At 61.3% G+C, this 14,263-nt stretch carries 9 protein-coding genes, 1 tRNA gene and 2 pseudogenes; 8 read left to right on the top strand and 4 right to left on the bottom strand.

Annotated elements, in window-relative coordinates:
* Positions 1-62: 62 nt before the first annotated feature.
* The 3 genes and pseudogenes from C0058_RS01470 to C0058_RS01480 form a co-directional block, all read right to left on the bottom strand.
* On the bottom strand, positions 63-332 hold the full coding sequence (locus C0058_RS01470) for a hypothetical protein (RefSeq protein WP_102367908.1): 270 nt from the start codon (positions 330-332) through the stop codon (positions 63-65).
* Positions 329-706 (bottom strand): annotated as a pseudogene (locus C0058_RS32955) (integrase); the annotation flags it as partial. The gene C0058_RS01470 and the pseudogene C0058_RS32955, both read right to left, overlap by 4 nt.
* A 242-nt stretch (positions 707-948) precedes the next feature.
* Positions 949-1,024: transfer RNA gene (locus tag C0058_RS01480), tRNA-Thr, on the bottom strand.
* Between the two features lie 45 nt (positions 1,025-1,069).
* Between C0058_RS01480 and C0058_RS32960 the strand changes: the two are divergent.
* A pseudogene (locus C0058_RS32960) lies at positions 1,070-1,373 on the top strand (hypothetical protein).
* A gap of 138 nt (positions 1,374-1,511) precedes the next feature.
* On the opposite strand, the gene C0058_RS01490 reads toward C0058_RS32960, so the two are convergent.
* Positions 1,512-1,742, bottom strand: coding sequence for a DUF2790 domain-containing protein (locus tag C0058_RS01490; RefSeq protein WP_102367909.1), 231 nt, complete (start codon positions 1,740-1,742; stop codon positions 1,512-1,514).
* Between the two features lie 690 nt (positions 1,743-2,432).
* Between C0058_RS01490 and bcsQ the strand changes: the two genes are divergently transcribed.
* From bcsQ to C0058_RS01525, 7 genes are read left to right on the top strand one after another with little or no spacing between them, the layout of a single operon-like run.
* Complete coding sequence (bcsQ, locus tag C0058_RS01495; protein WP_102367910.1) at positions 2,433-3,416, top strand: cellulose biosynthesis protein BcsQ; 984 nt, start codon at positions 2,433-2,435, stop codon at positions 3,414-3,416.
* Positions 3,413-5,632, top strand: coding sequence for a UDP-forming cellulose synthase catalytic subunit (gene bcsA / locus C0058_RS01500; protein WP_102367911.1), 2,220 nt, complete (start codon positions 3,413-3,415; stop codon positions 5,630-5,632). The genes bcsQ and bcsA overlap by 4 nt, the downstream gene beginning before the upstream one ends.
* Positions 5,629-7,887, top strand: coding sequence for a cellulose biosynthesis cyclic di-GMP-binding regulatory protein BcsB (bcsB, locus tag C0058_RS01505; protein ID WP_008435714.1), 2,259 nt, complete (start codon positions 5,629-5,631; stop codon positions 7,885-7,887). Before bcsA ends, bcsB begins: the two co-directional genes overlap by 4 nt.
* Positions 7,884-9,080 carry a cellulose synthase complex periplasmic endoglucanase BcsZ gene (gene bcsZ, locus C0058_RS01510; RefSeq protein ID WP_102367912.1) on the top strand — a complete coding sequence of 399 codons (1,197 nt, stop codon included), beginning with the start codon at positions 7,884-7,886 and terminating at the stop codon, positions 9,078-9,080. The genes bcsB and bcsZ overlap by 4 nt, the downstream gene beginning before the upstream one ends.
* Positions 9,062-12,898, top strand: coding sequence for a cellulose biosynthesis protein BcsC (locus C0058_RS01515; protein WP_102367913.1), 3,837 nt, complete (start codon positions 9,062-9,064; stop codon positions 12,896-12,898). Before bcsZ ends, C0058_RS01515 begins: the two co-directional genes overlap by 19 nt.
* Before the next feature lie 16 nt (positions 12,899-12,914).
* Positions 12,915-13,586, top strand: coding sequence for an SGNH/GDSL hydrolase family protein (locus C0058_RS01520; RefSeq protein WP_003218072.1), 672 nt, complete (start codon positions 12,915-12,917; stop codon positions 13,584-13,586).
* Complete coding sequence (locus C0058_RS01525) at positions 13,586-14,251, top strand: alginate O-acetyltransferase AlgF (protein WP_102367914.1); 666 nt, start codon at positions 13,586-13,588, stop codon at positions 14,249-14,251. The genes C0058_RS01520 and C0058_RS01525 overlap by 1 nt, the downstream gene beginning before the upstream one ends.
* Positions 14,252-14,263 lie beyond the last annotated feature (12 nt).

Genomic DNA, 14,263 nt, shown 5'->3' on the forward strand with positions numbered 1-14,263 from the left:
AAAAGCTCCTAATGAGGCGGCCGCCTAGGTGATGTCCTTATCGTCTTAACCTGTAGATCATTTCACAGCTCCCAAGATTTTCCGAGGCGGCGTGCTATAAGTTTTGCGGAAAGTAAGTAGTAGTAGCGCGTTGGCTTTTTGCTGCTTTTGAGCTTGTATTCAAGAAACCACGCAAGATGCTTTTGCTGCCACGTCCATGGATTTTCTCGGTACCAGCGTTCAGAAATTGCAGCTTGAATGGCCTTTGCTTGACGTAGGTGACGCTGGCGCGTGGCATGCGACCCGGTCATGACGCCTGCCAGGAACAGCTCCATTTCGAATGGCTTGCTCATGCTCGCCCGCCAATGTACGCCGAAACTACGTCGATACGACTGTGCCCCAGTTCATAGCTTATTTGTACTCGGGCCTTATGATCGAGGTGATGGTCGGTCTGGAAGCAATCGCCGCCGTTGATTGGCGCAAGGTGGTGCGTGATTTGCTCATAGCGTTCGCACGCATAGGCCGCTCTTAATTCGTGGAAGCCTTTGAGACTGTGCATTTGGAGTATGTGCCGGGCAGGGCGGACGATACGCTGTTGGAAATCGAAATAGCTTTCGCTCGATGCAAGCAGATTGCGGCTGCCGTCGGGTGAGACCTATTCGGCATACCTGAGAGCGTCGTGAATATGCTCATCCACCTCAATCCAACGAGGAGCTGACACACCAGAGGAGCGTAAAGGGGACGGATTTATTTATCGCTCTGCGCTGTTCCGTCTCAACCCAAAATTTCGCATGCAAAGATCGATGCGAGCGTCGTTACAGAAGGTGGGGGTTTCGAAAGGATTGCAGAGGGGCGTGGGAGCAGGTAGATGATCAGCGGAAAGTAGAGAGGCTGCCAGATCAGGATCTGTAGTAAGAGCAATCCAGAAACAACAAAGCCCCCGCATTTCTGCGAGGGCTTCGTTTTGTATGGTGCCGGCACCAGGAGTCGAACCCGGGACCTACTGATTACAAGTCAGTTGCTCTACCAACTGAGCTATACCGGCGTGTTAGGGCGACGATTATAGCGATTGGCAAGCATCTGTAAACCCCTGAATTCTGACTATTTTTGCAACCGACCGGGTTTTCTCTGCTCGGCCTCGTTTCAGCCACCCCAGCCCCGCCAATCCCATGCGCTGGATCACTGGAAAGGCCTGCGTGCAGAAAGCGGCAAGTGCCAGTTCCTGTCCTGGAACAACAACCTCGAGCCCGACGGCCGCTTCACCATCACGTTTTTCCGCGATGCGCAGCAAACCCAGCCGATTCAAACCGAGAACGGTACCTGGTGTGGCTGCGGACCCGACTGGCGATTGCCAGGAGGATTATGAGTTCACCGAGCACCGTATTCGCGGTTAATGCCTTTTAACTTCAGATGAAATTTTGTGGCGAGGGAGCTTGCTCCCGCTGGGCTGCGCAGCAGGCCCAAAACAGTGGGAGCGCTGCGCACTCCAGCGGGAGCAAGCTCCCTCGCCACAGGTTTTGTCGTTCAGCTTTTTAGTTGCCTTCGTTGCACGAGTCGGCAAATTTCTTGTACTCAAACACCCGCTTCTGCCCATGGGAATCCAGGTAGGTCATCCGCGCATTCACCACGCCACACGCCGCGCCTCCATCGTCCACGGTCGACAGTACCTGCTGTACATCCAGCTTGGGGCTGGCCTGGGCCGAAAAGGCGGCAACGTTGAGCAAGGCAAACAGGCTGCTGGCGATCAGGGTGTTGCGGTTCATGGTGGTGTCCTCTGAGGTTCAATAGGGTGTGTGTTGCGTTGGAGCCTATTGAGCGCCCGGGAGGTATCCGGCCTGTGTCATGCACCCGGCGTTTTGCCTCGGCATGTGTTGAGAAGGGGATTGCATACAACTTGATACAGAAACATATCCATTAGAGGTATTAGTGCCTCAGGGTCTTTCTCTTAGATGTTTTCGACATAACGGTCATCGTTTTTCCCTTGAATAAGGTGAGTCTTACCGTATTCTGTTTCGAAATATTAAGCGTCATATAAATAGCGGAATCGTTTAACCCGGTTTACGGAACGTTGGCGGTTAATTACTAAGTTGTAATTTGATTCGTCAGCTAAGCAATTTTTCCTGACCAGGCGGCCAGGAAAATTGTTAGAAGCCGCCGCAAGCTTCTGATCTGAAAGAAATTGATAAAAAATCGCCAAATAAGTCAAAAATACGGCACTCAGCCGCTCGTCGGAAATAATTAATCCCAAAGCATCAAAATACTGACACCATCAATCTGATATCACAGAATGCCGCCAGCCAACACATAACTAGAAAAACCAAGGTCAGCCCAACGGGCTGACCTTTTTAACGCCTTTAAAGCGTAATAACCGGGGAGGGCCGTGGGTGAGTCGCGCAGACGATATTTCAAAACTATTCAATAAGCTGGGCGCCAATCCAAATGGCTACCGGGAGATGTACGCCGTCCATGATTATCTTGAGGATGACGTGGTGGTTGAGCGTTTCGAGGCCGTGCCCATCCCGGCCCAAACCGCTTGCACCGTCGCGCTGGATGAGCCGCCGTCGGCGCCATTGCTGCGCTTGCTCGAAGAGCTGACCCAGGGCGAAGCCGATCACCTGCAACCTCCCGAAGTGGTCGAAGGGCCGACCGGTGAGGTGTACTCGGATCAATCCTCACCCAAGGTGATCGTGGTGGTCTCGCTCAAGGGCGGTGTCGGTCGCAGCACGCTGACCGCGGCCATTGCCAGCGGCTTGCAGCGTCAAGGCCACCCGGCCGTGGCGCTGGACCTGGACCCGCAAAACGCCCTGCGTCATCACTTGTGCCTGGGCCTGAATTTGCCCGGCATCGGCGCGACGAGCTTGAGCAATGAGTCCTGGGAAGGCCTGGCTGAGCGCGGCTTTGCCGGTTGCCGCCTGGTGGCCTTCGGTGAGACCAACAACGACCAGCAAAAAAACCTCAATCGCTGGCTCGGCGAAGACGCCCAATGGCTGCCCCGGCACCTGGCCGGCTTGCAGTTGAATGGCCAGGACACTGTGGTGATCGACGTGCCTGCCGGCAACACGGTGTACCTGCACCAGGCCATGGCCCTGGCAGACGTGGTGTTGGTGGCGGTGCAGGCGGATGTTTCCTCATTCAGCACCCTGGCCCAGATGGACAGCGTGCTGGCGCCGTACCTTGAGTGCGAAAAACCACCACAGCGTTACTACGTGATCAACCAACTCGACGGCGCCCACCGCTTCAGCCTGGACATGGCCGAAGTGTTCAAGGCCCGCCTCGGCGATGCACTGCTCGGCACGGTCCACCGTGACCCTGTGTTCAGTGAAGCCCAGGCCTGCGGCCGCGATCCCCTCGACCCTACCGTCAACAGTCTCGGCTGCCAGGACATTCACGCCCTGTGCCGCACGCTGCTCGAACGCATCGATTCGGACCTTCCATGACCGACATTACGTCCTCTACGCCCCACACTCCGGGGCGCGCCGAGCAGCGGCTGGACGCCGCGATTTCGCGCTTCAATCGCTGGCCCGATACGCTGCGCAAAGTGCTGGTGGTGATCAGTTGTGTGGTCGGCACCTTGCTGTTGGTGAGCATTGTCAGCGCCCCGCTGGACCTCTACAGCCAATGCCTGTTTGCCGCCGTGTGCTTCCTTGCGGTGCTGGTGCTGCGCAAGATTCCCGGGCGCATGGCGATCCTCGCGCTGGTGGTGTTGTCGCTGGTGGCGTCGCTGCGCTACATGTACTGGCGGCTGACTTCCACCCTGGGTTTTGAAACCTGGCTCGACATGCTGTTCGGCTACGGCCTGGTGCTCGCCGAGCTGTACGCGCTGGTGGTGCTGATCTTCGGCTACGTGCAAACCGCCTGGCCGCTGCGCCGCGAGCCGGTGTGGCTCAAGACCGAACCGTCGGAGTGGCCCACCGTCGACGTGTTCATCCCGACCTACAACGAGGCGTTGAGCATCGTCAAACTGACCATCTTCGCCGCCCAGGCGATGGACTGGCCCAAGGACAAGTTGCGCGTCCACGTGCTCGACGATGGCCGTCGCGACGACTTCCGCGATTTCTGCCGCAAGATCGGCGTGAACTACATCCGCCGCGACAACAATTTCCACGCCAAGGCCGGCAACCTCAATGAAGCGTTGAAGGTCACCGACGGCGAGTACATCGCGCTGTTCGACGCCGACCACGTGCCGACCCGTTCCTTCCTGCAAGTCAGCCTCGGCTGGTTCCTCAAGGACCCCAAGCTGGCGATGCTGCAAACGCCGCACTTCTTCTTTTCACCCGACCCGTTTGAAAAGAACCTCGACACCTTCCGCGCCGTGCCCAACGAGGGCGAGTTGTTCTACGGCCTGGTGCAGGACGGCAACGACCTGTGGAACGCGACGTTCTTCTGCGGCTCGTGTGCGGTGATCCGCCGCAAGCCCTTGCTGGAAATCGGCGGCGTGGCCGTCGAGACCGTCACCGAAGACGCCCACACCGCGCTCAAGCTCAACCGCCTGGGCTACAACACCGCTTACCTGGCGATCCCGCAAGCCGCGGGCCTGGCCACCGAAAGCCTGTCACGCCACATCAACCAGCGCATCCGTTGGGCGCGGGGCATGGCGCAGATTTTCCGCACCGACAATCCGCTGCTGGGCAAAGGCCTGAAGTGGGGCCAGCGCATCTGCTACGCCAACGCTATGCTGCACTTCTTCTATGGCTTGCCGCGGCTGGTGTTCCTCACCGCGCCGCTGGCCTACCTGATTTTCGGCGCGCAGATTTTCCACGCCTCGGCGCTGATGATTGTCGCCTATGTGTTGCCCCACCTCGTGCATTCGAGCCTGACCAACTCGCGGATCCAGGGGCGCTTCCGCCACTCGTTCTGGAACGAGGTCTACGAGACCGTACTGGCCTGGTACATCTTGCCGCCGGTATTGGTTGCATTGGTCAACCCCAAGGCGGGCGGCTTCAACGTCACCGACAAGGGCGGAATCATCGACAAGCAATTCTTCGACTGGAAACTCGCCCGGCCGTACCTGGTACTGCTGGCGGTGAACCTGGTCGGGCTGTGCTTCGGTCTTTATCAGTTGATCTGGGGCGACGAGTCCACCGCGGTCACCGTGGCGATCAACCTGACCTGGACCCTCTACAACCTGATCATCACCAGCGCTGCAGTGGCGGTGGCTTCCGAAGCGCGGCAAGTGCGCTCCGAGCCGCGGGTCAGCGCGAAATTGCCGGTCAGTGTGATCTGCGCCGACGGTCGTGTGCTCAAAGGCACGACCCAGGATTTCTCGCAGAACGGCTTCGGCCTGATCCTCGCCGACGGGCACCAGATTGCCCGGGGCGAACAGTTGCAGTTGGTGCTGTCGCGCAACGGACAAGACAGCCTGTTCCAGGCGCGGGTGGTGTTCAGCAAGGGCGCGCAGATTGGCGCGCAATTCGATGCACTGTCCCTGCGCCAACAAAGCGAACTGGTACGCCTGACGTTTTCCCGCGCCGACACCTGGGCCGCGAGTTGGGGTGCCGGCCAGCCCGATACACCGTTGTCAGCCCTGCGTGAAGTCGGTGCCATCGGCATCGGCGGCCTGTTTACCCTGGGTCGCGCCACGCTGCATGAATTGCGTCTGGCCCTGCGCCGCACTCCCTCACAACCGCTCGATACGCTGATGGACAAGCCATGACTTCCACACTATTTGCCCGCCCGCAGTCGCGCGGCGTGCTCGCGCTGATGATCGCTTCGCTGCTGGGCCTGGGCTCGCAGGCACAGGCCGCTGCACCCGCTGTTGCGGTGCAGAGCACTGACGACGGCTACAGCCTGACCCTCAAGCAACTGGGCCGTCGCGACACCATGAACCTGCAAGGCGTGGAAGCGTCCGACAGCGTCAACTTCGACATCCGTGCCGATGAAGTGGTGAAGGGCGCGCAACTGTTGCTCAAGTACAGCTACTCGCCGGCGCTGCTGGCGGACCTGTCGCAGATCAACGTGCTGGTCAACGACGAAGTCGCCGCCAGCCTGCCGCTGCCCAAAGAGGGCGCAGGTATCCAGCAGGAAAAACTGGTGCAGATTCCGGCGCACCTGATCACCGAATTCAACCGCTTGAGCCTGCAGTTCATCGGCCACTACACCATGTCCTGTGAAGACCCGCTGCACAGCAGCCTGTGGGCCAAGATCAGCAACAGCAGCGAGCTGAAAGTGCAGGTGCAGCCGATCGTCTTGAAAGACGACCTGTCGGTGCTGCCGCTGCCGTTCTTCGACAAGCGCGATGCGCGCCAGGTCAGCCTGCCGTTCGTGTTTGCCAGCGCGCCGGACAATGCCGCGCTGGAAGCTGCCGGTGCGCTGTCGTCGTGGGTAGGCGGCTTGGCCAGCTACCGGGGTGCGACGTTCCCGACCACCCTTGGCGAGATTCCGGCCAAGGGCAACGCCATCGTGCTGGTGCAAAGTACCCAGGCTGTGGATGTACACGGTGTGGCGGTCCCTGAGCCTAAAGGGCCGACCCTGACCCTGATCACCAACCCCAACGACCCGAATGGCAAGCTGCTGATCGTCTCCGGCCGTGATGGCGCCGAACTCAAGCGTGCCGCCACCGCCGTGGTGCTGGGCAACCCGGTGTTGACCGGCAACAGCGTGGTCATCACCAGGCTCGACACCCTGGCCCCGCGCAGCCCTTACGACGCGCCGAACTGGCTGCCCAGCAACCGTCCGGTACGCCTTGGCGAGCTGGTAGAACTGAAAAAACTCAACGTCTCCGGCTACAACCCGGGCCCGATCAGCGTCGACCTGCGCCTGCCGCCCGACCTGTTCAACTGGCGTGAAGAGGGCGTGCCGCTCAACGTCAAATACCGCTACACGCCGCAGCAGGTGTCCACCAACTCCTCCTTGCTGATCGGCCTGAATGACCAGTTCATGAAGTCTGTCGCGTTGCCGTCGGTGAGCAACCTGGGCGGCGGGCAGAGCCTGCTGGACCAGCTGAAGAAAGACGAAACCCTGCCCCGTGAAGTGACGACCCTGTTGCCGATCAGCTCGGCTTCGCCCAAGTCCAAGCTGCAACTGCGCTTCATGTACGACTACATCAAGGAAGGCGAATGCCGGGACATCATCGTCGACAACATGCGCGGTGCGATTGACCCGGACTCGAGCCTGGACCTGAGCAGCTACCAGCACTTTATCGCCATGCCGAACCTCGGCGTGTTCAACGATTCCGGCTTCCCGTTCACTCGCCTGGCTGACCTTTCGGAGTCGGCGGTGGTGATGCCGGACAACGTCGGCACCGATGAATTGAGCGCCTACCTGACTGTGATGGGCCGCTTCGGCGAGTCCACCGGCTACCCGGCCACCGCCGTCAAAGTGGTGCAGGCCAAAGACGTGCAAAGCGTTGCCGACAAAGACCTGCTGGTGCTCGCCACCGGCGGCAACCAGCCGCTGCTGCAGCAATGGCAGCAATACCTGCCGGCCACCAGTGACGGCCTGCAGCACCACTTCTTGTTGTCTGACCTGCCACGTTATGTGCGCAGCTGGATCAGCCCGGACGCCGCGGCCAACCAGCATACGGCCAATGCCGGCATCACCTTCAGCGGCCTGAGCAACAGCACCTGGTTCGCCGGCTTCCAATCACCGCTCAAGGCCGGGCGCAGCGTGGTGCTGATCGCCAGCAACCAGCCTCAGGGCCTGCTTGAAGCGACCTCGGCGCTGATTGGCGGTGACGACTACAAAGACTCGATCCAGGGCAGCCTGGCGGTGGTGCAGGGCACGCAGATCAGCTCGTTGGTCGCGGACCAGCAGTACTACGTCGGCGACCTGAACTACTTCAAATTCATGCAATGGCAGCTGTCCCAGAACCTGGGCTGGATGCTGGCGATTACCTTCCTGGGGCTGCTGGTGCTGACCTGCCTGATCTACCTGGCACTGCGTGCCCGTGCAAAACGGCGGTTGGCATGAACCCTTTGCGTAGCGCGATCCTGGCGGTGATTGGCAGCACATTGCTTGCCGGTGCCGCCCAGGCACAGACCTGCGATTGGCCGCTGTGGCAGAACTATGCCAAGCGCTTTATCCAGGACGATGGCCGGGTGTTGAACTCGTCCATGAAGCCGACGGAAAGCAGCTCGGAAGGGCAGTCGTACGCGATGTTCTTTGCCCTGGTGGGCAACGACCGGGCGACCTTCGACAAGCTCTGGACCTGGACCAAGTCCAACATGGCGGGCGCCGACATCGGCCAGAACCTGCCGGCCTGGCTGTGGGGCAAGCGTGACGATGGCAAGTGGGGCGCGATCGACAGCAACTCCGCCAGCGACGCCGATTTGTGGATGGCCTATGCGTTGCTTGAAGCCGCGCGCGTGTGGAACGCACCGCAGTACCGCAGCGACGCGCAACTGGTGTTGGCCAACGTTGAACGCAACCTGATCGTGCGCGTACCGGGCCTGGGCAAGATGCTGTTGCCGGGGCCGGTAGGCTATGCACACGCGGGTGGCCTGTGGCGCTTCAACCCCAGCTATCAAGTACTGCCGCAACTGCGCCGTTTTGCAAAAGAGCGCCCGAACGCCGGCTGGAACGAAGTGGCCGAGAGCAACGCGAAGATGCTCGCCGACCTGCCGAGCAATCCCCATGGCCTGGCGGCCAACTGGGTCGGTTATCGCGCCACCAGCGCGAACACCGGGCTGTTTATCGTCGACCCGTTTTCCGATGACCTGGGCAGCTACGACGCGATCCGCACTTACCTCTGGGCCGGCATGACCGCCAAGAGCGACCCGCTGGCCGCGCCGATGCTCAAGGCCTTGGGCGGGATTTCCCGTGCCACTGCTGCGTCGGTCAGCGGTTATCCACCGGAGAAAGTCCACGTGCTGACCGGTGAAGTCGAGAAAAACAACGGCTACACGCCGACGGGTTTCTCGGCCTCCACCATGGCCTTCTTCCAGGCCCGGGGCGAAACCGCCCTGGCGCAATTGCAAAAGCAGAAAGTCGACGACGCCCTTGCCAAGGCGCTCGCGCCTTCGGCCCCGGACAGCGCCCAGCCGATTTACTACGACTACATGCTCAGCCTGTTCGGCCAGGGCTTCGCTGATCAAAAGTACCGTTTCGAACAAGACGGCACGGTGAAATTATCCTGGGAGTCTGCATGCGCCGTCACACGCTAGCCATTGCGATTCTGGCGGCCCTGGCTTCCAGCGCCAGCTTTGCCGAAACCACTGACCCGCAAAGCCTGCTGATCGAGCAGGGCTATTACTGGCAGTCGAAAAAGAACCCGGAACGCGCCCTCGAGACCTGGCAGAAACTGCTGCGCCTGAGCCCTGAACAGCCGGATGCGCTGTACGGCATCGGCTTGATCCAGGTGCAACAACAGCGTCCGGCCGAAGCGCAAAAGTACCTGGCCCGCCTGCAGGCGTTGAGCCCGGTACCGCGCCAGGCCTTGCTGCTGGAGCAGGACATCACCGTCAACATCCCGGCCAACGCCAAGTTGCTGGAACAGGCCCGTGAACTCGGCGAGCCTGAAGAAGAGCGCGAACAAGCGGTGGCGCTGTATCGCCAGATCTTCCAGGGGCGCCAGCCCCAGGGCCTGCTTGCCCGCGAGTATTACAACACCCTGGGCTTCACGCCCAAGGGCACGAACGAGGCCATCGCCGGCTTGCAGCGTTTGTCCCGCGAGCGGCCGAACGACCCGATTGTGGCGCTGTTCCTGGCCAAGCATCTGGCGCGTAACCCGGCCACCCGCGCCGACGGCATCCGCGCCCTGGCCAAGCTGGCACCGAACAACGACGTGGGCGGCAACGCCGATGAAACCTGGCGCTTTGCGCTGATCTGGCTCGGCCCGCCGAAGAGCGACCAGGTGCCGTTGTTCCAGCAGTTTCTGGCTGCGCATCCGGACGACAGCGAAATCCGTGCGCTGATGAACAAGGGCATTGCCCAAGGCAAGACCGGCGCCGGTTGGCAGCGTGATCCGCAGATGACCAAGGCGTTCAAGGCGCTGGATGATGGCGACCTGAAAACCGCCGAGCCGCTATTGGCGGCGCGCCTCAATGAAAAATCCAATGACGTCGATGCCCTCGGCGGCATGGGCGTGCTGCGTCAACAGCAGCAGCGTTTCAGCGAGGCTGAAAGCTACCTGGTTCAGGCCACCCGTTTGCCGGGTGGCGCGGCATGGCAGTCGGCGCTCAATGATGTGCGCTACTGGAACCTGCTCAACCAGGCCCGTGACGCCCAGCGTGGCGGGCGCGGCAGCCAGGCCCGCGACCTGGTGGCCCAGGCCGAACGCTTGAACCCTGGCCAGCCCGGCGCTGCCGTGGCACTGGCGGGTTTCCAGGCCCAGGACAATCAGTTCGACACCGCCGAAGCCGGCTACCGCAAAGTGCTCGCCCGTCATCCTGGCGACCCGGACGCGCTGAGCGGCTTGATCAACGTGCTGTCCCAATCGGGGCAGCCGGAAGAAGCCTTGAAGCTGATCGACTCGGTGTCGCCCGCCGAGCGCGCGAAGTTCGCGCCGAGTGTGAAAATCACCGCGTTGCGCGCTACCCAGGTCGGCAAGCTGGCCGAGCAGCGGGGCGATTTGAAAGCCGCGCAAGCCGCCTACAAACAAGCCCTTGATGCCGACCCGGAAAACCCGTGGACGCGCTTCGCCCTGGCGCGCATTTACCTGCGCGACGGCCAGATTCGCAACGCCCGTGCCTTGATCGACGGCTTGCTGGCCAAGCAGCCGAACCAGCCGGACGCGCTGTACACCAGCACGCTGCTGTCGGCGGAGCTGGGTGAGTGGAAAAAGGCTGAAGAGACCCTGGCGCGTATCCCTGCGGGGCAACGTACCGCTGACATGAACGAGCTGGGTATCGATATCGCGCTGCACAAGCAGACCGACATCGCCATCGAGACCGCCCGCCGTGGCCAACGCCCGGAAGCCCTCGCGCTGCTGGGCCGCAGTGAAGCCATGACCCGGCAGAAGCCTGAGCGCCTGGCGGTGCTGGCGGCCGCTTATGTGGAAGTCGGCGCGACGCAGCAGGGCCTGGATATCATGCAGAAGGTTCTGGATAACAATCCGAACCCGACTGTCGACCAGAAACTGCTGTACGCCAATGTGCTGCTCAAGGCTAACCACTACACCGAGGCGGGCGACATCCTGCGTGAAGTGCAGGGCAAGCCGCTGAGTGAAACCGGTCGCCAGCGTTACGACGATTTGATCTACCTGTACCGGGTCAAACAGGCTGATGCCCTGCGTGAGAAAAACGACCTGGTCGCGGCCTACGACATGCTGTCGCCGGCCCTTGCCCAGCGTCCCAACGACGCAATGGCGGTAGGTGCCCTGGCGCGGATGTACGCGGCCAGCGGCAATAGCAAAAAGGCCATGGAGCTTTATGCGCCGCTGATTCAGCAGAACCCGAACAACGCTCGCCTGCAACTGGGCCTGGCGGATATCGCGCTGCAAGGCCGTGATCGTGGCCTGGCGGAAAGCGCCAGTGAAAAGGCGCTGTCCCTGGAACCGGGCAACCCCGAGATCCTCACCTCGGCTGCGCGCATCTATCAGGGGCTGGGCAAGAACAACGAAGCCGCTGCACTGCTGCGCAAGGCGTTGGCGATTGAGAACAGCCAGAAGAGCCAGACGCAATTGGCTCAGGCCGGCTCCCAGAGCGCGCCTTACAACCCCTTCGTCGGCTTGCCGGGCCAGCGTCGCCAGGTCACCGACCTGACCGTTGCCGGCGCCGTGCCGCCGCCGATTGATGCACCGACCAATGTCGTGCCGGACAATGCCCTGGCAGCCTCCGCGCGTCCGGCGTCGAACAACTGGAACGAGCCGTTCGAGCCACCGTCGAGCATTGCTGCACTCGACACCGCCAACCTCAGCCCGGCACGTCGTGCGCTGGATACGATCCTGCGGGATCGCACCGGTTACCTGGTGCAGGGCTTGAGCGTTCGCAGCAACAATGGCGAAAGCGGCTTGAGCAAAATCACTGACGTCGAGGCGCCGTTTGAAGCGCGGATGCCGGTGGGTGATCTGAACGTTGCGCTGCGCGTGACGCCGGTGCACTTGAGCGCTGGTAGCGTAAGCGACGATGCCTTGTCACGTTTTGGCAAGGGCACCCCGAAACCGGCCGGCTCGCAGAGCGACACCGGTGTAGGTCTCGCTGTGGCGGTGGAAGATCCGGACAAGGGGCTCAAGGCTGACGTCGGTGTTAGTCCGCTGGGCTTTACTTACAGTACCGTGGTCGGTGGCGTCAGTGTGGCCCGACCGTTTGAAGCCAATTCGAACTTCCGTTATGGCGTCAATGTATCCCGGCGTCCGGTCACCGATAGCGTGACGTCCTTTGCGGGTTCTAAAGACGGCGATGGGAATAAGTGGGGCGGCGTCACCGCCAATGGTGGCCGTGGCGAGTTGAGCTATGACAACCAGAAACTTGGTGTGTACGGCTATGGTTCGTTGCACGAATTGCTGGGCAATCACGTCGATGACAACACCCGTCTGGAATTGGGGAGCGGCATCTACTGGTACCTGCGCAACAACCCGTCCGACACCCTGACGTTAGGTATCAGTGGCTCGGCCATGGGCTTCAGTGAGAACCAGGGTTTCTACACCTACCGCCAAGGCGGGTACTTCAGTCCGCAACGCTTCTTCTCTCTAGGTGTTCCGGTGCGTTGGGCCCAGAGTTTTGACCGTTTCAGCTACCAGATAAAGAGCTCGGTGGGTGTGCAGCATATCGAGCAAGATGGCGTCGCTTATTTTCCAGGCCACAAAGAGCTGGGTAATCAAGCATACGACTCCAGCAGCAAGACCGGCATCGGCTACAGCTTCAATGCCGCCGCCGAATACCGCCTCAGCTCGCGCTTTTACCTGGGTGGCGAAGTCGGTCTCGACAACGCCCAGGACTATCGTCAGTACGTCGGTAACGCCTACCTGCGCTACTTGTTTGAAGACCTGAGCGGGCCTATGCCCTTGCCGGTCAGTCCGTACCGTTCCCCTTATTCGAATTGATTGATAGGAGTCATCCATGCCTGTTTCCGCTTCTGCTATTGCCGGCCTGACCCTGCTGGTATTGGGCGAAAGTCACATGAGCTTTCCTGATTCACTGCTCAACCCGCTGCAGGACAACCTCACCGCCCAGGGCGCCAAGGTTCACTCCATCGGCGCGTGCGGCGCCGGTGCAGCCGACTGGATCGTGCCGAAGAAAGTCGAGTGCGGTGCCGAGCGCCTGCCGGTTGGCAAGGCCGAGATTTTCGGCAAGAACGCCATGAGCACCACCCCGATCAAAGACCTGATCGCCAAGGACAAGCCGGACCTGGTGGTGATCATCATCGCCGACACCATGGCCTCGTACCCGGAGCCGCAGTTCCCGAAAGTCTGGGCCTGGAAAAGCGTGACTTCCCTGACCAAGGCCATCACCGAAACCGGCACCAAGTGCGTGTGGGTTGGGCCGGCGTGGGGCAAGGTCGGTTCGCAGTACAAGAAGGATGATGCGCGCACCAAGGTGATGTCGCAGTTCCTCGCCACCAACGTGGCGCCGTGCACCTACGTTGACTCGCTGACCTTCTCCAAGCCGGGCCAGTGGATCACCACCGACGGCCAGCACTTCACCATCGACGGCTACCAGAAGTGGGCCAAGGCGATCGGCGACTCCCTGGCGAAGTTGCCACCGGCCGCCGTGGGCAAAGGAGCGCAATAATGAAACGGATTACCCTGGGCCTGGCGACCTTGCTCGCCAGCGTCAGCGCCTACAGCGCCGACATCCCGCTTTACCCCACCGGCCCGGAGAAGGATTCGGCCTTCCTGCGCCTGGCCAACGGCACCGACGGCGAGCTGAAATTGTTGCCCCAGGGTTCCAAGGCCAGCCTGGTGTTGGGTGGCGACAAACTGGTGTCTGACTACCTGCCGGTGTCGGGCGGCAAGACCCCGATCAAGGGTGTGTTGAGCCAGGGCGGCAAGGATTCCGAGCTGGCCGTGACCGTCGCGCCGGGCGAGTTCGCCACCGTAGTGGCCGTGCCGGACGCCAAGGGCGGCACGCGCCAGTTGGTGATCCACGAACAGCCGGATGACTTCAACGCACTGAAGGCCTCGCTGGCCTTTATCAACGCCGACGCCGCCTGCGTCGACGCGAGCCTGGAAGCCGTGGCGCAAAAAGCCGAACTGTTCAAGAAGGTCGCCGAAGGCGCGATTTCGCGCCGCATGATCAACCCGGTGGAGCTGTCGGTGCAGCTCAAGTGCGCCAACGCGCCGGTGGGCCAGCCGCTGACCTTCACCCTCAAGGCCGGCGAACGCTACAGCGTGCTCGCACTGCCATCGGCCGCCGGTTCGAGGTTGCTGTTTACCTCCGACACGCTCGCTAACTGATCGGGCCCGACA

This window comes from Pseudomonas sp. NC02 (genome assembly GCF_002874965.1).
Classification (GTDB): Bacteria; Pseudomonadota; Gammaproteobacteria; order Pseudomonadales; family Pseudomonadaceae; genus Aquipseudomonas.